Source organism: Billgrantia sp. Q4P2, from assembly GCF_052806135.1.
In genome coordinates this window covers 231,285-248,966 of record NZ_JBRBAI010000007.1, presented here as the reverse complement: position 1 = coordinate 248,966, position 17,682 = coordinate 231,285, and the positions used below count along the sequence as shown (strand labels likewise).

The 17,682-nt window shown below is 65.1% G+C and carries 17 protein-coding genes; 8 read left to right on the top strand and 9 right to left on the bottom strand.

The features are described 5' to 3' along the window. Nucleotides 1-122: 122 nt before the first annotated feature. The gene (locus ACUY1T_RS14415; protein ID WP_197566048.1) at nt 123-614 is read right to left on the bottom strand and encodes an RNA pyrophosphohydrolase; all 492 of its coding nucleotides are present in this window, start codon (nt 612-614) and stop codon (nt 123-125) included. Between the two features lie 220 nt (nt 615-834). On the opposite strand from ACUY1T_RS14415, the gene ACUY1T_RS14410 reads away from it, so the two are divergent. Beyond that, nucleotides 835-1,491, top strand: a complete 657-nt coding sequence (locus ACUY1T_RS14410; protein WP_446023929.1) for a histidinol-phosphatase — start codon at nt 835-837, stop codon at nt 1,489-1,491. Between the two features lie 83 nt (nt 1,492-1,574). Here the strand turns inward: ACUY1T_RS14410 and ACUY1T_RS14405 are convergent, their stop codons facing one another. Next, a complete protein-coding gene (locus tag ACUY1T_RS14405; protein WP_446023927.1) occupies nt 1,575-2,549 on the bottom strand; it encodes a malate dehydrogenase in 975 nt (324 codons plus the stop codon). A 230-nt stretch (nt 2,550-2,779) separates the two neighbouring features. Here ACUY1T_RS14405 and ACUY1T_RS14400 point away from each other — a divergent pair, with 230 nt between their 5' ends. Continuing rightward, complete coding sequence (locus ACUY1T_RS14400; RefSeq protein WP_446023925.1) at nt 2,780-3,886, top strand: efflux RND transporter periplasmic adaptor subunit; 1,107 nt, start codon at nt 2,780-2,782, stop codon at nt 3,884-3,886. 2 nt (nt 3,887-3,888) lie between these two features. Further along, on the top strand, nt 3,889-6,972 hold the full coding sequence (locus ACUY1T_RS14395; RefSeq protein WP_446023923.1) for an efflux RND transporter permease subunit: 3,084 nt from the start codon (nt 3,889-3,891) through the stop codon (nt 6,970-6,972). A gap of 169 nt (nt 6,973-7,141) precedes the next feature. Here ACUY1T_RS14395 and ACUY1T_RS14390 read toward each other — a convergent pair whose 3' ends face one another. The 7 genes from ACUY1T_RS14390 to rsd all read right to left on the bottom strand — a co-directional run bounded on the left by ACUY1T_RS14390 (nt 7,142) and on the right by rsd (nt 11,849). Next, nucleotides 7,142-7,756, bottom strand: a complete 615-nt coding sequence (locus tag ACUY1T_RS14390; RefSeq protein ID WP_446023921.1) for a DUF2931 family protein — start codon at nt 7,754-7,756, stop codon at nt 7,142-7,144. Then, nucleotides 7,749-7,931 carry a hypothetical protein gene (locus ACUY1T_RS14385; protein WP_446023919.1) on the bottom strand — a complete coding sequence of 61 codons (183 nt, stop codon included), beginning with the start codon at nt 7,929-7,931 and terminating at the stop codon, nt 7,749-7,751. Before ACUY1T_RS14385 ends, ACUY1T_RS14390 begins: the two co-directional genes overlap by 8 nt. Next, complete coding sequence (locus ACUY1T_RS14380; protein ID WP_446023918.1) at nt 7,925-8,506, bottom strand: DUF2931 family protein; 582 nt, start codon at nt 8,504-8,506, stop codon at nt 7,925-7,927. The genes ACUY1T_RS14385 and ACUY1T_RS14380 overlap by 7 nt, the downstream gene beginning before the upstream one ends. 16 nt (nt 8,507-8,522) lie before the next feature. Continuing rightward, entirely contained in the window at nt 8,523-8,705 is a 183-nt protein-coding gene (locus ACUY1T_RS14375) for a hypothetical protein (protein ID WP_446023916.1), read from the bottom strand. Further along, complete coding sequence (locus ACUY1T_RS14370; RefSeq protein WP_446023914.1) at nt 8,699-9,304, bottom strand: DUF2931 family protein; 606 nt, start codon at nt 9,302-9,304, stop codon at nt 8,699-8,701. Before ACUY1T_RS14370 ends, ACUY1T_RS14375 begins: the two co-directional genes overlap by 7 nt. Continuing rightward, nucleotides 9,297-11,096 carry a phospholipase effector Tle1 domain-containing protein gene (locus tag ACUY1T_RS14365; RefSeq protein WP_446023912.1) on the bottom strand — a complete coding sequence of 600 codons (1,800 nt, stop codon included), beginning with the start codon at nt 11,094-11,096 and terminating at the stop codon, nt 9,297-9,299. Before ACUY1T_RS14365 ends, ACUY1T_RS14370 begins: the two co-directional genes overlap by 8 nt. A gap of 264 nt (nt 11,097-11,360) precedes the next feature. Next, complete coding sequence (gene rsd / locus ACUY1T_RS14360; RefSeq protein ID WP_446023910.1) at nt 11,361-11,849, bottom strand: sigma D regulator; 489 nt, start codon at nt 11,847-11,849, stop codon at nt 11,361-11,363. Nucleotides 11,850-12,072: 223 nt separating this feature from the next. Between rsd and ACUY1T_RS14355 the strand changes: the two genes are divergently transcribed. From ACUY1T_RS14355 to ACUY1T_RS14335, 5 genes are read left to right on the top strand one after another with little or no spacing between them, the layout of a single operon-like run. Beyond that, nucleotides 12,073-14,358, top strand: coding sequence for a bifunctional salicylyl-CoA 5-hydroxylase/oxidoreductase (locus ACUY1T_RS14355; protein ID WP_446023908.1), 2,286 nt, complete (start codon nt 12,073-12,075; stop codon nt 14,356-14,358). Further along, on the top strand, nt 14,355-15,113 hold the full coding sequence (locus tag ACUY1T_RS14350; RefSeq protein ID WP_446023907.1) for an SDR family NAD(P)-dependent oxidoreductase: 759 nt from the start codon (nt 14,355-14,357) through the stop codon (nt 15,111-15,113). Before ACUY1T_RS14355 ends, ACUY1T_RS14350 begins: the two co-directional genes overlap by 4 nt. Next, complete coding sequence (locus ACUY1T_RS14345; RefSeq protein ID WP_446023905.1) at nt 15,110-15,580, top strand: MarR family winged helix-turn-helix transcriptional regulator; 471 nt, start codon at nt 15,110-15,112, stop codon at nt 15,578-15,580. The genes ACUY1T_RS14350 and ACUY1T_RS14345 overlap by 4 nt, the downstream gene beginning before the upstream one ends. Next, nucleotides 15,577-16,386, top strand: a complete 810-nt coding sequence (locus ACUY1T_RS14340; RefSeq protein ID WP_446023903.1) for an enoyl-CoA hydratase family protein — start codon at nt 15,577-15,579, stop codon at nt 16,384-16,386. The genes ACUY1T_RS14345 and ACUY1T_RS14340 overlap by 4 nt, the downstream gene beginning before the upstream one ends. Next, the gene (locus ACUY1T_RS14335) at nt 16,386-17,537 is read left to right on the top strand and encodes an acyl-CoA dehydrogenase family protein (RefSeq protein ID WP_446023901.1); all 1,152 of its coding nucleotides are present in this window, start codon (nt 16,386-16,388) and stop codon (nt 17,535-17,537) included. The genes ACUY1T_RS14340 and ACUY1T_RS14335 overlap by 1 nt, the downstream gene beginning before the upstream one ends. Nucleotides 17,538-17,682: the final 145 nt, after the last annotated feature.

Genomic DNA, 17,682 nt, shown 5'->3' with positions numbered 1-17,682 from the left:
CTGGCTGAGGAATCAAGACCAAGCACCGTCACCCGAGGAGGACGAAGCTTCGTAACGGGGCCCTGCGTCGCCCCTCATGTCGTGCCTACCCGCTGCTGCCTTCGACCAGCGGATGCCTTCGCTCAGCGACCTTCGAGGGCCAGCCGCTGCGCTCGCGGGGAAAGCTCGCTCAGCGCGCGGCGATACACCTCGCGCTTGAATGGCACCACTTGGCCCAGCGGATACCAATAGCTGACCCAGCGCCAATTATCGAACTCGGGCTTTTCCGAGCCATCCATGCAGATGCGGTTCTCCTGGCAGCGAATCCGCAGCAGGAACCACTTCTGCTTCTGGCCGATACAGACCGGCCTGGAATTCATGCGCACCATGCGTCGCGGCAGGCGATAGCGCAGCCATCCCCGGGTACAGGCCAGTAGCTCGACGTCATCGGCGGTCAGGCCGATTTCCTCCTCCAGCTCACGATAGAGCGCCTGTTGCGGTGTTTCGGTTGACTTGATGCCTCCCTGGGGAAACTGCCACGCATTCTGTCCAACCCGACGCGCCCAAAGCAGTTGCCCTCTGGCGTTGGCAATGATGATGCCAACGTTGGGGCGAAAGCCGTCAGCGTCGATCACGGACGTCACCTTGTGAAATACGTCATTGAGAGCATTCTTCCACAATGGCGCGAAGCGCATCAATACAAGCTTCAGGCAGGACGCTCTCGCCTGGCGGCGCCAGACGAGAGAAAAAGCACTGCCAGGCTTAGCAGCACGGGGCGTTGTCTGACATAATCGCCAGCTTTCACGCAATGCAGCATGACATTACGACAACTCACCACATCGCAAGGGGTAAGCCGTGAGTCTGGCCATCTTCGATCTGGACAACACCCTGCTCTCCATCGACAGCGACCACGCCTGGGGCGAATTCCTGCTCGAACAGGGCGCGGTGGATGCCGAGGCCTACCGTGAAGCCAACGACCGCTTCATGGCCGACTACGAAGCGGGTACGCTGGATATCCACGCCTTCCTGGCCGTGGCACTCAGGCCGCTGGCCGAGAACAGCCCGGAGCAGCTCGCGGCCTGGCACCAACAGTTCATGGCGAGCAAGGTCGAGCCCAGCATCCTGCCCAAGGGCGAGGAGCTGCTCGCACGCCATCGCAGCCGGGGCGACACCCTGCTGATCATCACCGCCACCAACCGCTTCATTACCGGCCCCATTGCACAACGGCTGGGCGTGGACCACCTGATCGCCGTGGAACCGGAGGTTCGCGACGGCCGCTATACCGGCAACGTCAGCGGCACCCCGAGCTATCGCGAAGGCAAGGTGAAGCGGCTGGAAGAGTGGCTGGCGGACAAGGACCTGACCCTGGACGACGCCTGGTTCTACAGCGACTCGCACAACGACCTGCCGCTGCTGCAACTGGTGGAGCACCCGGTGGCGGTGGACCCCGACCCCACCCTGCGCGAAGAAGCCGAAAAGCGCGGCTGGCGGATCATGAGCCTGAGGGACTGAACGGCTTCGCCGGTTCATGAATCGTAGACGAAAAACCCCGAAGGCGACCCTTCGGGGTTTTCTTATCTCTTACGTCTTATTTCTTAGCCCAGCAAATGCTCGACGGCGGCGCGCTCTTCTCTCAGCTCGTCTTCCGTGGCCTTCATCTTGGCGCGGCTGAACTCGTCGATCTCCAGGCCCTGGACGATCTCGTAGTCGCCGTTCTGACAACGCACCGGGTAGGAGTAGATGATGCCTTCCTCGATGCCGTAGCTACCGTCGGAGGGGATCGCCATGCTCACCACCTGGTCGGTACCCAGCGCCCAGTCGCGCATGTGGTCGATGGCGGAGGAAGCGGCAGAGGCGGCGGAAGAGGCACCGCGCGCCTTGATGATCGCCGCGCCGCGCTGCTGCACGGTGGGGATGAAGTCGTTCTCATACCAGTCGCGCTCGACCAGGTCGAAGGCCGGCTTGCCGGCCACCTTGGTGTGGGCCAGATCCGGGTACTGGGTGGCGCTGTGGTTACCCCAGATGATCATGCTCTCGACGTCGGTGACACGCTTGCCGGTCTTCTGCGCCAGCTGGGTCAGGGCGCGGTTGTGGTCCAGGCGGGTCATCGCCGTGAACTGGCGCGGGCTGAGGTCGGGTGCGTTGCAGGAAGCGATCAGGGCGTTGGTGTTGGCCGGGTTGCCCACCACCAGCACACGCACGTTGCGGCTGGCGTTGTCGTTGAGCGCCTTGCCCTGGACGGAGAAGATCGCTGCGTTGGCCTCCAGCAGATCCTTGCGCTCCATGCCCGGGCCGCGCGGACGGGCACCGACCAGCAGGGCGAAGTCGACATCCTTGAAGGCCACGTTGGGGTCGTCGGTGGCGACGATGTCCTGCACCAGCGGGAAGGCGCAATCGTTGACTTCCATCACCACGCCGCTGAGCGCGTCCATCGCCTGGGGAATTTCGAGCAGTTGGAGAATGACGGGCTGATCCGGACCCAGCATGTCGCCTGCCGCGATACGGAAGATAAGGGAGTAGCTGATCTGGCCAGCACCGCCGGTAATGGCAATACGTACGGGATCTTTCATTGTTGCTCCTTCGGTTGAGCCACCTGAGGACGAGCCTGGCAGATGCATATCCACCCAGGCCGAAATCCGGACCGCCAAGATGGTATGCCTGCACTGCACAAAACTCAATCCGACCTCTGGTTAGCCCCCCCCTAACACAATAGCTCTTCGAGGTGACTGATACCCTAAGGCACATGCGCTATCATGCTTTGCCGAATAAGCTAATGCCGAATTCAATCAGGGAAGGCCGCATGTCGAAACGCCCCCCCATTTCCACCCTGCTGGCCGCCCTGATGCTGCTGGTACTCCTGCTGTGGCTGGCGCTCGGTGACTTCCAGCGCTTCCAGCAGCAGGCACCCAGCGTCGAAGCACCTCCCGGCGAAATACTGCCGCGGGTCGAGTACCGCATTAGCCAGGCCACGCCCTACATGCCGCAGCGGGTGGTCCAGGGCCAGTTGGAAGCCTTTCGCGAGGTCGAGCTGCGCAGCCGTCATGCCGGGCGCGTCGTCGAACTGCCGGTGGCCCAGGGCACGGCGGTGGAAGCCGGCACGGCGCTGCTGACCCTGTCACGCGACGCGCTGGAGGCCCAGCTGGAACGCGCCGAAGCTCAGCTCGAGCTGGCCCGAGCCGAGCTCACCGGGGCCAACAATCTGCGCCAGCGCGACCTGATCTCCCAGCCCGAATTGCTGCGACTGCAAAGCAGTGTCAGCGTGGCCGCAGCGGAACTGGCCGAGCTGCGCCAGGCGCTCGACGAAACCCGCCCTGCGGCCCCCTTCGACGGCGTGCTCGATCGTCTCTACGTGGAGTTGGGTGAAGTACTCCAGATCGGCGACGCCTATGCCCGCCTGGTCGATGATCGTCGCCTGACGGCCATCGCCTGGGTGGCCCAGCGCGATGCCCACGATCTGCGCCCCGGCCTGCCCGCCGAAGTCCGGCTGCTGGACGGCAGCCGCCTCTCCGGCGAACTGACCCACGTGTCCAGTCGTGCCGACGAGGCCACACGCTCCTTCTATGTCGAAGCCGAGTTCGACAATCCGGAGCGCCGCCGTCTGGCCGGCGCCAGCGCCACCCTAGCAATCAACCTGCCCGAGCGCGAGGTACATCGCCTCTCCCCCGCCCTGCTCGAACTGGACACCGAGGGGCGGCTGCGGGTCAAGCATCTGGATGACGACGATCGCGTGGTAACCACGCCCATCAGCCTGGTTGCCGCCGATGCTACGGAGGCCCGCGTTGCCGGGCTGCCCGAGACGATCCGGCTGATCACCCTGGGCAGTGGCTTCGTCGCGCCCGGTGACGGTGTCATCGCCATGCCTGCGGCAAACCCCACCGAGCATGACGGCAGCGCGGAGTCACCCTGATCATGCGTACCCTGATCGAAGCCGCCCTGGGCCGGTCGCGCACCACCTTGCTGCTGCTGTTCGCCCTGTTGATGGCGGGCCTGGCTGCCTGGCAGGCAGTGCCCAAGGAGGCCAACCCGGACGTTCCCATTCCCATCATCTACGTCTCGCTGGCGCTGGAAGGGGTGAGCCCCGAGGATGGCGAACGTTTGCTGGTGCGCCCCATGGAGCAGGAGCTGCGCACCATCGAGGGCGTGCGCAAGATGACCGCCCAGGCAAGCGAAGGCCATGCCGCCGTCACCCTGGAGTTCGACGCCGGCTTCGACCCGCGCCAGGCGCTGGCCGACGTGCGCGAGCGGGTCGACATCGCCAATGCTGCGCTGCCCGACGAGGCCGAGGAGCCGCGGGTATTCGAGGTCAACGTCGGCCTGTTTCCGGTACTGACGCTGGGGCTCTCGGGACCTATCGAAGAGAATCGCAGACTGGCCATCGCCCGTCAGTTGCAGGACGCCTTCGAAGGCGTACCCGAAGTACTCGAGGTCGAGATCGGCGGCGAGCGCGAGGAGCTGATGGAGATCGTCATCGACCCGCTGGTGCTCGACAGCTACGGCGTGGACTTCGACACCCTGTTCAACCTGATCACGCGCAACAACCGCCTGGTCGCGGCCGGTAGCCTGGACACCGGCGCCGGCCGCACCCCGGTGAAGGTACCCGGCGTGATCGAGTCCCTCGACGACGTGCTCAGCATGCCGGTCAAGGTCGATGGCGACCGGGTGGTGACCTTCGCCGACGTGGGCTGGATCCACCCCACCTTCAAGGAGCCAGAGGGCTTCGCCCGCATCGACGACGAGCCGGCCCTGGTGCTGGAGATCTCCAAGCGCGCCGGCGCCAACCTGATCGCCACCATCGAAGGCGTACGCAACATTCTCGCCGAAGCCGCCCCGCTGCTGCCCGACGAACTCTCCATCACCACGATCATGGACCAGTCGGTCACCGTGGAGCAGATGCTCTCGGAGCTGCTCAACAACGTGGTCACTGCCGTGGTGCTGGTACTGATCGTGATCCTGGCAGCGATGGGCGTGCGCTCGGCGCTGATGGTGGGCCTGACCATCCCCGGCGCCTTTCTCACCGGCATCCTGCTGATCTGGGCGGTCGGCTACACGCTCAACATCGTGGTGCTGTTCGCATTGATCCTGGTGGCCGGCATGCTGGTGGACGGCGCCATCGTGGTCAGCGAGCTGGCCGACCGTCACCTGCGCGAAGGCCAGCCACCCCGGCAAGCCTGGATCAATGCTGCCGCCCGCATGAGCTGGCCGGTGATCGCTTCTACCGCTACCACCCTCGCGGTTTTCATCCCGCTGCTGTTCTGGCCCGGTGTAGTGGGAGAGTTCATGAAGTACCTGCCGGCCACGGTGATCCTGTGCCTGCTCGCTTCACTGGCCATGGCGCTGATCTTCCTGCCCACCCTGGGCAGCGTGTTCAGCGTACGCGCCAGCAGGGCCGTGCACGGGGAGGAGATGATCACCGCCGGCGGGCGCCTGTATCGCGCCACCCTCGCCCGACTGCTGGCCCACCCCGGCATGACGCTGCTGATCGCCCTGCTGCTGATGGCGTTGATCTTCGTCGGCTATGGCCGCTTCAACCACGGCGTGGAGTTCTTCCCCGACGTCGAGCCGGAGAATGCCCAGGTCGTGATCCGCTCGCGGGGCGACTTCTCCGCCCTGGAGAAGGACGCCATCGTGCGCCGGGTCGAGGCGCGCCTGACCGGCATGAGCGAGGTGCAGGCGCTCTATGCCCGCTCCTACGCCATCCCCAACGAACAGCTGGGCAGCGACGTGATCGGCGTGGTGCAGTTCCAGTTGATCGACTGGCAGGAGCGTCGCCCGGCCCGGGTGATCATGAGCGAGATGGCCGAACGCACCGCCGACCTGCCCGGCGTGGTGCTGGAGTTCCGCGAGCAGGAGCAGGGGCCGGGAGGCGGCAAGCCCATCGTGCTCGAGGTCAGCGCGCAGCAGAACGCTGCCAGCGAGGCAGCCGTGGAGGCCATTCGCCAGGAGATGGAGCGGCTCGGTGGCTTCCGTGACATCGAGGACAACCGCAGCCTCCCCGGCGTCGAGTGGCGGCTCAACGTGGACCGCGCCGCCGCTGCTCGTATGGGCGCCGACGTGGCCGCGGTGGGCAGCGCCGTGCAACTGGTCACCAACGGGCTGCAGGTGGCCACCTATCGCCCCGCCCACGCCCCCGACGAGGTCGACATCCGCGTCCGCTTCCCGCATTCCTGGCGCCATCTCGATCAGTTGGATCGGTTGACGCTCAATACCTCCCGCGGCCAGGTACCGGTTTCTCATTTCGCCAGCCTGGAGCCTGCGCCCAGGGTGGGCACGCTGCACCGGATCGACGGCCAGCGGGCCATCACCCTGGAAGCGGACGTGGCCACCGGCTACCAGCCCGACGAACGCCTTCGCGCACTGCTGGCGGCATTGGGCCCGCCCCCCGAGGGCGTACGAGTCAATGTCGCCGGCGAACAGGAGGATCAGGAGGAGGCCAGCCGTTTCCTGATGACGGCTTTCTTCGTCGCGATCGGGCTGATGCTGCTGATACTCGTCACCCAGTTCAACAGCCTCTACCAGGCGCTGCTGGTGCTCTCGGCGATCGTATTCTCCACCGCGGGGGTGCTCATGGGGCTGCTGATCAACGGCCAGCCGTTCGGCATCGTCATGGTGGGCATGGGCATCATCGCCCTGGCGGGCATCGTGGTGAACAACAACATCGTATTGATCGACACCTATAACGAGCTGCGCCAGGCGGGACTGGCTCCCGTCGATGCCGCGCTGGAAGCCGGCGGCCTGCGCCTGCGCCCGGTGCTGCTCACCGCCATCACCACCGTGCTGGGCCTGATGCCGATGGTGCTGGAAATCAACGTCAACCTGTTCGCCCCGAGCCTGGGCATCGGCGCCCCCTCGACCCAATGGTGGACACAGCTCTCGAGCGCGATTGCCGGCGGGCTTGTATTCGCCACTGGCCTGACGCTGCTACTGACGCCTTGCATGCTGGTGCTGTGGCAGCGCCGCCCGGCACGTGAAGCGGCCGAGCCCGCCGAGGCGTGACGAAGCACGACCCAAATGGGTTGGGGTTCATCAAGGAAACCCAGCCACTGGCGCACCGTGGCGATTGGGGAACACCCGGCGCACACCGCTGGGCTCCGGGGTATAGCCCAGGATCTCCTGAGAGTATGCGGTAGGTGAGGCACTGGCTGGCTTCGACGCGCAGGTCATATCATTCCCAGGGCGAGGGAATGATCCCCTCATCAATTCGTCGCTGAGTCTGGCTGCGAAAGGTGGCCGGATCGCCCTCCACCTCCTCAGCCCACGCCGATTCCACGATGGGCGCATGGAAATCCCGGCTGCGATCGCGGCCGCAGACGTTGCAGCTGGCGCGCCACCAGACGTAGACCTCGCCCTCACCGGAGAAGCCGGCCATAAGGTAATGGCGGTAATCGGGTGGAGGATAATCCCGGTACCACTGTTGCAGCAGGGCATCCGTATTTGGCAGTTCCAGGTCGATCTCGTAGAAGGTCTGGGTGCGGTAGGAGAACCAGCGCGCCTGCATCGACTGCGCTGCGGGAAGAGGCGTTCCGAAGATAACAGTTGAGTTAGGGCTAGGAGGACGGCGCTCGAACCCTTCACTCAGACCTCCAACCGGCCCTCCCCAGGCATGGTTGAAAGACAAATCTTCCACCCATACCGGCCAACCACGAGGCCCACCCACGGTCTGGAGCATGAATTCGTAGCGCCGTAGCTCCGGCTGGGGCTCCGCCTCGCAGGCGGCGATTAATAGCAGCAGAGCTAGCAGCAGCGCAGGGCGCAGGCGGGCCATCCATGGCCTAGGCATCCTGGGACTCCTGCTGGGCCACCATCGGCACGCCGTGAAGATTGGGAAATACCCGGCGCTTGCCACGAGGCTCCGGCGCATGGGCGAAGCGCTCTCTAACGGTGTACGGGTGCTGGCGGTGGGAAGTATGGATGTAGCCGGCAAAGTGTTCGTCCGAGACGTCAGCTATTACCATGGCGAAGGTATTATCCCTTCCTCTACTCGTCGCTGAGTTTGGCTGCGAAAGGTGGAGGGGTCGCCTTCGACTTCCTCGGCCCACGCCGACTCTACGATGGGCGCATGGAAATCCCGGCTGCGGTCGCGGCCGCAGGTGCTGCAGTAAGCCTGCCACCAGACGTAGACTTCGCCCTCACCGGAGAACCCGACTATAAGATAATGTCGATAATTAGGTGGTGGATAGTCCCGATACCACTGTTGCATACGGACATCCGTTCCCGGCAGTGCCAGGTCGATTTCGTAAAAGGCCTGGGTGCGGTAGGAGAACCAGCGTGCCTGCATCGATTGTGGAACAGGAAGATGAGTTCCAAAAACAGCGGTTCTGTTCCCTCTTGGCGGGTCGCGATCAAATCCTTCACTCAAACCGCCAACCGGGGCTCCCCAGGCATGGTTGAAAGTCAAATCTTCTACCCATACCGGCCAACCACGAGGCCCACCTACGGTCTGAAGCATAAACTCGTAGCGCCGCGGTTCTGGCTCCGCCTCGCAGGCGGCGGTCAATAGCAGCAGCGCCAGCAGCAGCGCAGTGAGCAAGCGAGTCGTCCATGGCCTAGACATCCTGCGGCTCCTGCTGGGCCACCATCGGCACGCCGTGAAGATTGGGAAATACCCGGCGCTTGCCACGAGGCTCCGGCGCATGGGCGAAGCGCTCTCTCAGGCTGTACGGGTGCTGCCGGTGAGACGTATGGATGTAGCCGGCAAAGTGTTCGTCCGAGACGTCAGCTATTACCACGGCGAAGGGATCACACCCTCGTTGACGTATTCCTGGGTTCGGTTGCGATACCGTCCCGGATCCCCTTCCGCCTCCTCGGCCCACGCCGATTCCACGATGGGTGCATGGAAATCCCGGCTGCGGTCGCGGCCGCAGACAGTACAGCGAGCTCGCCACCAGACGTAGACCTCGCCCTCACCGGAGAAGCCGGCCATAAGGTAATGGCGGTAATCCGGCGGCGGATAGTCCCGGTACCACTGTTGCAGCAGGGCATCCGTATTTGGCAGTTCCAGGTCGATCTCGTAGAAGGTCTGGGTGCGGTAGGAGAACCAGCGTGCCTGCACTGAAGACGGAGCGGGCATGGGCCGAGACAAAACGGCGGTCGCCCCCCCCGAGGGAGGCCGCTTGTCGAAGCCGCCGCCCAGATTCCCCCCTGGCGACCACCACGTATGGTCGAAGGTCAACTCTTCCACCCACACTGGCCAACCCGTGGGACCACCATTGAGCTGTATCGCAAAGTCATAACGTCGCGGCTCAGGCTCCGCCTCGCAGGCGGCGGTCAATAGCAGCAGTGCCAGCAGCAGCGCAGTGAGCAAGCGAGTCGTCCATAACCTAGGCATCCTGCGGCTCCTGCTGGGCCACCTTCGGCACGCCGTGAAGATTGGGAAATATCCGGCGCTTGCCACTGGGCTCCGGGGCGTGGGCGAAGTGGTCTCTCAGGCTATACGACTGCTGGCGGTGAGAGGTATGGATGTAGCCGGCAAAGTGTTCGTGCGACATGTCCAGCATCCACTGTCGCCCGCGTCGTCGGCCGCTTTGCCACCAGTCATCGATCAGGGTTTGCAGCTCGGCGGGAATGGCATGATCCGGATCGGTGTCGTCCAGATCACGCAAAGGCACCCAGGCTCGCTTTGCTTCGTCATGCATCTGGTGCAGGGCATAGATGGCCAGCTCCTTGCGTGTGGCGCGCCGCTCGACCTCGAGTACGTCCATGCCATCCACGCGGATGTCGAGCCCCCTTGCCTGCGCCTCCGCCTGGGCCCGGCGAATCGTCTCCCCATTGGCCCCCAGCCCACCCCGGCGGCGCACGATTAGTTCCTCAAGATTGGCGAAGTCCGCCTCGTGCCTGGGGTTCTCATAGCCGCCGCCGATGTCGGCGTGCACTCCCGGCAGGGCGATCTCGGCGAAGTTGCCGGGATGGCTGCCCTGGGCATCGGCAATGCTGTTGAGCGGGAAGTTGCGGCGGATCTCGTGATGGGCAGTAAGCTGCACCACCCGCGCGGCGCTGCCCGAGGCGAGGTAGAGATCGAAGTCGAGGTTTTCGGCGTTGCCGGGCCAGTAGAAGCTGCCCACGGTATCGAACAGCCCCACGAAGCGCACCTGTGCGAAGGGGATCGGCGAGGGCGGAAAGGCCGGAATGAGGCGCAACGGCGGCCGATACTCGCCGATGCGGAAATCCGGCACCGTCACGCTTTCCGGCCCGCTGAGCTGGAAGTCCGGCACCAGCAGGGTTTCCGGCCAGCGATGGATCAGGTTGACGAAGTGCCGGGCCAGGGCCGCGCCGCGGCTGAAGCCGAACACGTCGAAGGTCACCAGCGAATCGCGAGGGTTGGCCTCCAGAATCTCGCGGACCTCGTTCAACGCCTGCTCGATACGCGCATGGCCGCCCGCCGGGCCGACGCCGCTGCCCATGCCGATGGCATCCTCGGGGGCCACGAAGCCATCCTCGCTTTCTTGACCGGTAATGGTGCCTACACCCTGGATATAGACTCGATGGTAATCGCCATCGTCACCGTCGTACCGATACAGATCATGCAGCTTCGCCACGTTGGTGATATCGCGGTCGGGCAGGTGGCGATCGTTGTGCATGTTGTTGCCGGTGCCATCGAAGAACACGCCGATCTGCAGGTGGCGCGGCTGAGCGGGAGGCGTTTCCGGCACCGGTGGCGGCGGGGAGGGCCTCGGCTCGGGCGTGGGGGTGGGGCGCGCCACGCCAACGTCACCGAAGCGTTGCAGCGAGGCTATGGCCTGCGGTCCCAGCCCCCGGGCGTTCAGGCGCGGGAGGTTCCATTCGATCAGGCTCGTGGAGCCCCGCAGGAATGCCCCGGATAGACTCGCGCGCCACTGCTCGCCGTTCCACTCGACCAATGGGCAGAAGGGGCGGTCGAAACCGTCGTTCAGGACCAGCAGCAGGTCACCGTCCCGGACCGCCTTGACGATCGTTCGGATCGCCTTTTCCTTGTCCGGAAACAGATCGTAGCCGCCTGCCCTTTTATACAATTGGGAGAGACTTTCGCCGCCGTGCTCCCTCGATAGCTTGCTTTCGACCTTGCTCGCAGCGAAGGTGGGCAACTCGATGAAGGGAAGATCGATATCCCTGACGTCATGGCGTCGAATGAGTTTCCAGAACACTGCCCTCTCCCCCTTCCTGGCTTCCCTAAAACGGAAAGTGAATTAGGGTATCGGGCTGGTGAAGGGCGACGCTATGGCCGATTTCCTACAAAAGCCATGGTCAAAGGCTTAATTCAGTGTACGAATATCGCCCGCCGGCAACACCCGACACGTCAGGCGGCCAAGCCCACCGAGGAATGAGCCGCATCGACGCATGAATGAAAAACGCCGCCCCGGAACTCGATCCGGCGCGGCGCCTGAGGAATCGGCCAGAAGACCAGGCGGCTATTCGGCCTGGACTTCCTTCTGTGGCGTATGCGCCGCGTGCAGGCGGGCAATCAGTTGGTCTTCCAGGGCAAAGCGCTCGGTCAGACCCTTGGCCAGGCGATCGAGCCAGGCGGGCAGGCGCGGCAGGAAGTGCTGACAGCGCACGGGGGTGGAATAGTCGGCATCGAACGACAGGACAAGCTCGGTGGAGAGTTCCAGTCGCTCCAGCAGCTTACCGGCTATTTCCAGCGCGTCATGATCCTCGAAGGCGTTGGCCTCCTCACGCAACTGCGGGTAGATCTCGAAGTGGCCAGCGCTGATATAGTCCATCAGCAACTCGCTGAAGCGATCGATCTGCGACTTGCTTACAGCCTCCAGCTCGGTATCGCAGGCCTCCTTGAGTTCAAGGAAACTGACCAGCAGTTCACGGCGCTCATCGAGCCATCGGTCGATCAACTGATGCACGCCACCCCAGCGCTCCCTGGCTGTCTTGCACTCTTCCAGCATCGTGAGCCTCCTTCCCTTTTGAAGCCTGTTGCAGCTCGTCGGACCCGCCGAGCCTCGAGCCTGAAGACCCAGACTCGCCGTTGCTACCCTGCGTGTCAATCCTTAGGCGAGCGAAAAATTTCACTTCATGCCGATAATGTTCAAGCTTGAAATTTTAAGCTTGAAGTAATTTATTCCAGGGTCTAGCCTGAGACTCAGTACAACAACGACACGGTTCCAAGCCATGAGAATCGCCTGCCTCGGCGGCGGCCCTGCGGGGCTCTACTTCGCCATCAGCATGAAGCTGCACGACCCTGCCCATCAGATCGTGGTGATCGAACGCAACCGCCCCGACGACACCTTCGGCTGGGGCGTGGTGCTCTCCGACGAGACGCTCGACAACCTGGCCGCAAACGACGCCGTGAGCGCGGCGCGCATACGCGAGCACTTCGCCTACTGGGACGACATCGCCGTGATCCACGACGGCGTGAAGACGGTCTCCACCGGCCACGGCTTCTGCGGCATCGGCCGCCACCAGCTGCTCATTCTGCTGCAGCAGCGCGCCCAGGAACTCGACATAGAGCTGCGCTTCGAGAGCGACATTCCCGAGGAGCGCATCGACGACCTGCGCCGCGAGTTCGACCTGGTGCTGGCCGCCGATGGGCTCAACTCACGTACCCGCCAGCGCTACGCCGAGCATTTCCTGCCCGACATCGAGGTGCGCGCCTGCAAGTTCGTCTGGCTCGGCACCCACCAGACCTTCAACGACGCCTTCACCTTCATCTTCGAGAAGACCGAGCACGGCTGGGTGTGGGCCCACGCCTATCAGTTCGATGCCGATACCGCGACCTTCATCGTCGAATGCAGCGAAGCCACCTGGCAGGCCTTCGGCTTCGGCGAGATGAGCCAGCAGGAATCCATTGCCGTGTGCGAGCGAATCTTCGCCCGGCATCTGGATGGCCATGCGCTGATGACCAACGCCCACCATATCCGCGGCTCGGCCTGGATCAACTTCCCCCGCGTACTGTGCGAGCGCTGGAGCTTCGACAACGTGGTGCTGATGGGCGATGCCGCGGCCACCGCACACTTCTCCATCGGCTCGGGCACCAAGCTGGCGCTGGAGAGCGCCATCGCGCTCGCCGAATACCTGCACAGCGAGCCCGACATGGCCAGCGCCTTCGCCCGCTACGAGGAGGAGCGCCGCACCGAGGTACTGCGCCTGCAGTCGGCGGCGCGCAACTCCACCGAGTGGTTCGAGCAGGTGGAGCGCTACCTCGACCTCGACCCGGTGCAGTTCAACTACTCGCTGCTGACCCGCTCCCAGCGCATCAGCCATGAGAACCTGCGCCTGCGCGACCCACAGTGGCTGGAAAGCGCCGAGCGTTGGTTCCAGGCCCAGGCTGGCAACGAAGGCTCCCGCCGGGCGCCCATGTTCGCCCCTTTCAAGCTGCGCGAGATGACGCTGGCCAATCGGGTGGTGGTCTCGCCCATGGCCCAGTACAAGGCCGTGGACGGACGGCCCACAGACTGGCACTTCGTGCACTATGCCGAGCGCGCCAAGGGCGGTGCCGGGCTGGTCTATATCGAGATGACCTGCGTCTCGCCCGAGGGCCGCATCACGCCGGGCTGCCCAGGGCTCTATGCGCCCGAACACGAGGCGGCGTGGAAGCGGCTGTGCGATTTCGTCCACGCCGAGACGTCGGCCAAGCTCTGTGCCCAGATCGGCCATTCCGGGCCCAAGGGTTCGACCCAGCTCGGCTGGCAGGAGATGGACGCGCCGCTGGCCGAGGGCAACTGGCCGATCATGGCGGCCTCCGCCGTGCCCTGGTCGGAGCGCAACCAGGTGCCCAAGGCGATGGATCGCGCCGACATGGACCGGGTGCGCGACGAGTTCGTCGCCGCCGCACACATGGCCGAGTGCGCCGGCTTCGACATGCTCGAGGTGCACGCCGCCCACGGCTACCTGCTGTCGTCGTTCATCACGCCGCTGACCAACCGTCGCGAAGACGAATACGGCGGCTCGCTTTCGAACCGCATGCGCTACCCCCTGGAGGTGATCCGCGCGGTGCGCCAGGCATGGCCCGCCCACAAGCCGCTGTCGGTGCGCATCTCGGCCAACGACTGGGTCGGCGACGAAGGCGTGACGCCTGACGAAGCGGTGGAAATCGCGCGCCTGTTGAAGGCCGCCGAGGTCGACATCGTCGACGTCTCCGCCGGGCAAACCTCGACCCGCGCCAAGCCGATGTACGGCCGCATGTTCCAGACCCCCTTCTCGGATCGTATCCGCAATGAGACCGGCATGCCGACCATGGCGGTGGGCAACATCTACCAGGCCGATCACGTCAATTCGATCCTGATGGCCGGCCGTGCCGACCTGGTGTGCCTGGCCCGGCCGCACTTGGCCGATCCCTACTGGACGCTGCACGCCGCCGCCGGCATCGGCGACGGCGAGTGCGACTGGCCGGCACCCTACCGCGCCGGACGCGACCAATTGCAGCGCCTGGCCGAGCGCGGCGAGGGCTGGACATGAGCATGAATGGGAACGTCACGATGCAGGGCAAGCACGTAGTGATCACCGGCGGCGGCAGCGGTATCGGTGCCGATATGGCACAGGCCTTCGCCGAGGCCGGTGCCAATGTCGTCATTACCGGGCGTCGGGCCGGGCCGCTCGAAGAGGTGGCTGCTCGCCACCCGGCGATCTCCTTCGCTGTCGCCGACGTCACCCAGGAAGATGACATGGCATCGCTGTTCGACCATCTCGGCCAGGTCGATGTCGTGATCGCCAACGCCGGGGCGGCGGAGAGTTCACCGCTGGCCAGGACCGAGCTCGACCAGTGGCGGCGCATGCTGGAGGTCAACCTGACCGGCGTATTCCTCACCCTGCGCGAAGGGCTGAAGCACCTGCGCGACGGTGGGCGACTGATCGCCGTGGCCTCCACTGCCGGGCTCAAGGGCTACGCCTACGTGGCGCCCTACTGCGCCGCCAAGCACGGCGTGGTGGGACTGGTGCGCGCCCTGGCCCAGGAGGTGTCGGGCCGCGATATCACCGTCAATGCGTTGTGCCCCGGCTTCACCGAAACCCCGCTGCTCGAAGCCAGCGTTGCCAATATCGTAGCCAAGACCGGCCAGAGCCCGGAGCAGGCCAGGGCTCACTTGCAGTCGACCAATCCCACGGGGCGCCTGATCCAGCCCGCCGAGGTCACCGCCACGGCGCTGTGGCTGTGCGGCCCCCATAGCGGCGCCATCCACGGCCAGGCCATTTCGATCTCGGGAGGCGAAATATGACCGCCCCGCTCTCGAAGCAGGAAACCCTGAGCAAGGAGCGCCTGCGCCTGTGGCTGCGCATGCTGCGGGTAACGCGCCAGGTGGAGGCGGCGCTGCGTGAGAGGCTGCGCGTAGAGTTCGATTCCACCCTGCCGCGCTTCGACGTCATGGCTGCCCTCCTTCGCGACCGCGACGGGCTGAAGATGAATGAACTCTCCAAGCGACTGCGCGTTTCCAACGGCAACGTCACCGGCATCGTCGACCGCCTGGCCGACGACGGCCTGGTCGAGCGCATCGCTATCGAGGGCGACCGCCGCGCCACGCTGGTACGCCTGACCTCTGCCGGGCGCGACGCCTTCACCATCATGGCGGCGGCCCACGAGGGCTGGGTCGACGAGCTGCTGGAAGGTGTCAGCGCAGAGGATGCCCATCATATCGGCGAGCTGCTGCACCGCTTGCCGGCCGACACGGGAGCACAACAACGATGAAACTGGCCAAGCTGACGCCGCGTCATTTCCAGTGGCGCATGGAGGGCGAGGTGGCGGTGATCCGCCTCGACCGCCCCGAGCGCAAGAACCCGCTCACCTTCGACAGCTACGCCGAGCTGCGCGACACCTTCCGCGACCTGGTCTACGCCGAGGACGTCAAGGCGGTGGTGTTCGCCTCCAACGGTGGCAACTTCTGCTCCGGCGGCGACGTGCACGAAATCATCGCCCCGCTGGTCGGGCGCGACATGAAGGGGCTGCTCGAATTCACCCGCATGACCGGCGATCTGGTCAAGGCGATGATCCACTGTACCAAGCCGGTGATCAGCGCCGTCGACGGCGTCTGCGTCGGCGCCGGCGCCATCATCGCCATGGCCTCGGACATCCGCTTCGCCACGCCACAAGCCAGCACCGCCTTCCTCTTCACCCGGGTGGGTCTGGCCGGCTGCGACATGGGCGCCTGCGCCATGCTGCCACGCATCATCGGCCAGGGCCGTGCCGCCGACCTGCTCTACAGCGGTCGCAGCATGAGTGCGGAAGAGGGCCATCAATGGGGGTTCTACAACCGCCTGGTGGAAGCGGACACGCTGGAGGCCGAGGCCATCGCCTACGCCACCCGCCTGGCCCAGGGGCCCACCTTCGCTCACGGCATCACCAAGACCCAGCTCAACCAGGAGTGGTCGATGAGCCTGGAGCAGGCCATCGAGGCCGAAGCCCAGGCCCAGGCGATCTGCATGCAGACCCGCGACTTCGAGCGCGCCTACCGCGCCTTCGCCGCCAAGCAGAAGCCGGTCTTCGAGGGGGATTGATGAGCGACACGAGCTTTCTTAATTGGCCGTTCCTCGAGGCAAAACACCGCGACCTGGCCAAGCGCCTGGAGGCCTGGTGCCAGCGCGAGCTGCCCCGCGACCATAGCGACGTCGACGCCACCTGCGTCCAGCTGGTGCGCGACCTGGGCCAGGCCGGCTTTCTCGAGGGCACCGCGGGCGACGCCATCGACGTGCGCAGTCTATGCCTGATTCGCGAAACCCTGGCCCGTCACGACGGCCTGGCCGACTTCGCTTTCGCCATGCAGGGGCTGGGCACCGGGGCGATCAGCCTGTTCGGCAGTGCCGAGCAGAAGCAGTGGCTGGACAAGACCCGCCGCGGCGAGGCGCTCGCGGCCTTCGCCCTGAGCGAGCCGCGCTCGGGCTCCGACGTGGCCCAGCTCGACACCCTGGCCGAGCGCGACGGCGACGACTATCGCCTCAACGGCGAGAAGACCTGGATCTCCAACGGCGGCATCGCCGATCTCTATACCCTGTTCGCGCGCACCGGCGAGGGGCCGGGGGCCAAGGGGCTCTCCTGCTTCCTGGTACCCGCCGATACGCCGGGGCTCGATATTCGCGAGCGGCTGGAGACGATCTCGCCGCACCCGCTGGCGCGGCTCGGCTTCCGCGACATGCGCCTGCCGGCCAGCGCCATGATCGGCCAGCCCGGCCAGGGCTTTCGCATCGCCATGTCCGTGCTCGACGTGTTCCGCTCCACGGTGGGTGCCGCCGCCCTGGGTTTCGCCCGCCGCGCGCTGGACGAATCCCTCGACCGCGCCCGCAACCGCGAGCTGTTCGGCGCCAGCCTGGCCGACCTGCAGATGGTGCAGGGCCACCTGGCCGAGATGGCGTTGGACGTGGACGCCGCGGCACTGCTGGTCTATCGCGCCGCCTGGACCAAGGACATGGGCGCCGAACGCGTCACCCGCGAAGCGGCCATGGCCAAGCTCTACGCCACCGACCGCGCCCAGGACGTGATCGACAAGGCGGTGCAGCTGCACGGCGGCGATGGCGTACGCAAGGGCCACATCGTCGAGAGCCTGTATCGCGAGATCCGCGCGCTGCGCATCTACGAGGGCGCCTCGGACGTGCAGAAAGTAGTTATCGCCCGCAGTTGCTTGGCACAACAGAACAACACCCGACATGAATAAAACAGTAAGGGGGAGACGCTGTACAAATCGCCGAGCGAGATGAAGCGCAAGGCGCACGGAGCACAGGAACCGGAGCATATGGGGTATATGTGAGGATTCCGAGCACCGCGCAACGCAGCGATTCGCTCGCGCAGGCATTTGTGCA

What these genes read in the sequence shown, in the direction of transcription:
- ACUY1T_RS14405 (WP_446023927.1), bottom strand. Translation starts at nt 2,549, where the DNA reads ATGAAAGATCCCGTACGTATTGCCATTACCGGCGGTGCTGGCCAGATC.
- ACUY1T_RS14400 (WP_446023925.1), top strand. Translation starts at nt 2,780, where the DNA reads ATGTCGAAACGCCCCCCCATTTCCACCCTGCTGGCCGCCCTGATGCTG.
- ACUY1T_RS14395 (WP_446023923.1), top strand. Translation starts at nt 3,889, where the DNA reads ATGCGTACCCTGATCGAAGCCGCCCTGGGCCGGTCGCGCACCACCTTG.
- ACUY1T_RS14390 (WP_446023921.1), bottom strand. Translation starts at nt 7,756, where the DNA reads ATGCCTAGGCCATGGATGGCCCGCCTGCGCCCTGCGCTGCTGCTAGCT.
- ACUY1T_RS14385 (WP_446023919.1), bottom strand. Translation starts at nt 7,931, where the DNA reads ATGGTAATAGCTGACGTCTCGGACGAACACTTTGCCGGCTACATCCAT.
- ACUY1T_RS14370 (WP_446023914.1), bottom strand. Translation starts at nt 9,304, where the DNA reads ATGCCTAGGTTATGGACGACTCGCTTGCTCACTGCGCTGCTGCTGGCA.
- rsd (WP_446023910.1), bottom strand. Translation starts at nt 11,849, where the DNA reads ATGCTGGAAGAGTGCAAGACAGCCAGGGAGCGCTGGGGTGGCGTGCAT.
- ACUY1T_RS14355 (WP_446023908.1), top strand. Translation starts at nt 12,073, where the DNA reads ATGAGAATCGCCTGCCTCGGCGGCGGCCCTGCGGGGCTCTACTTCGCC.
- ACUY1T_RS14350 (WP_446023907.1), top strand. Translation starts at nt 14,355, where the DNA reads ATGAGCATGAATGGGAACGTCACGATGCAGGGCAAGCACGTAGTGATC.
- ACUY1T_RS14345 (WP_446023905.1), top strand. Translation starts at nt 15,110, where the DNA reads ATGACCGCCCCGCTCTCGAAGCAGGAAACCCTGAGCAAGGAGCGCCTG.
- ACUY1T_RS14340 (WP_446023903.1), top strand. Translation starts at nt 15,577, where the DNA reads ATGAAACTGGCCAAGCTGACGCCGCGTCATTTCCAGTGGCGCATGGAG.
- ACUY1T_RS14335 (WP_446023901.1), top strand. Translation starts at nt 16,386, where the DNA reads ATGAGCGACACGAGCTTTCTTAATTGGCCGTTCCTCGAGGCAAAACAC.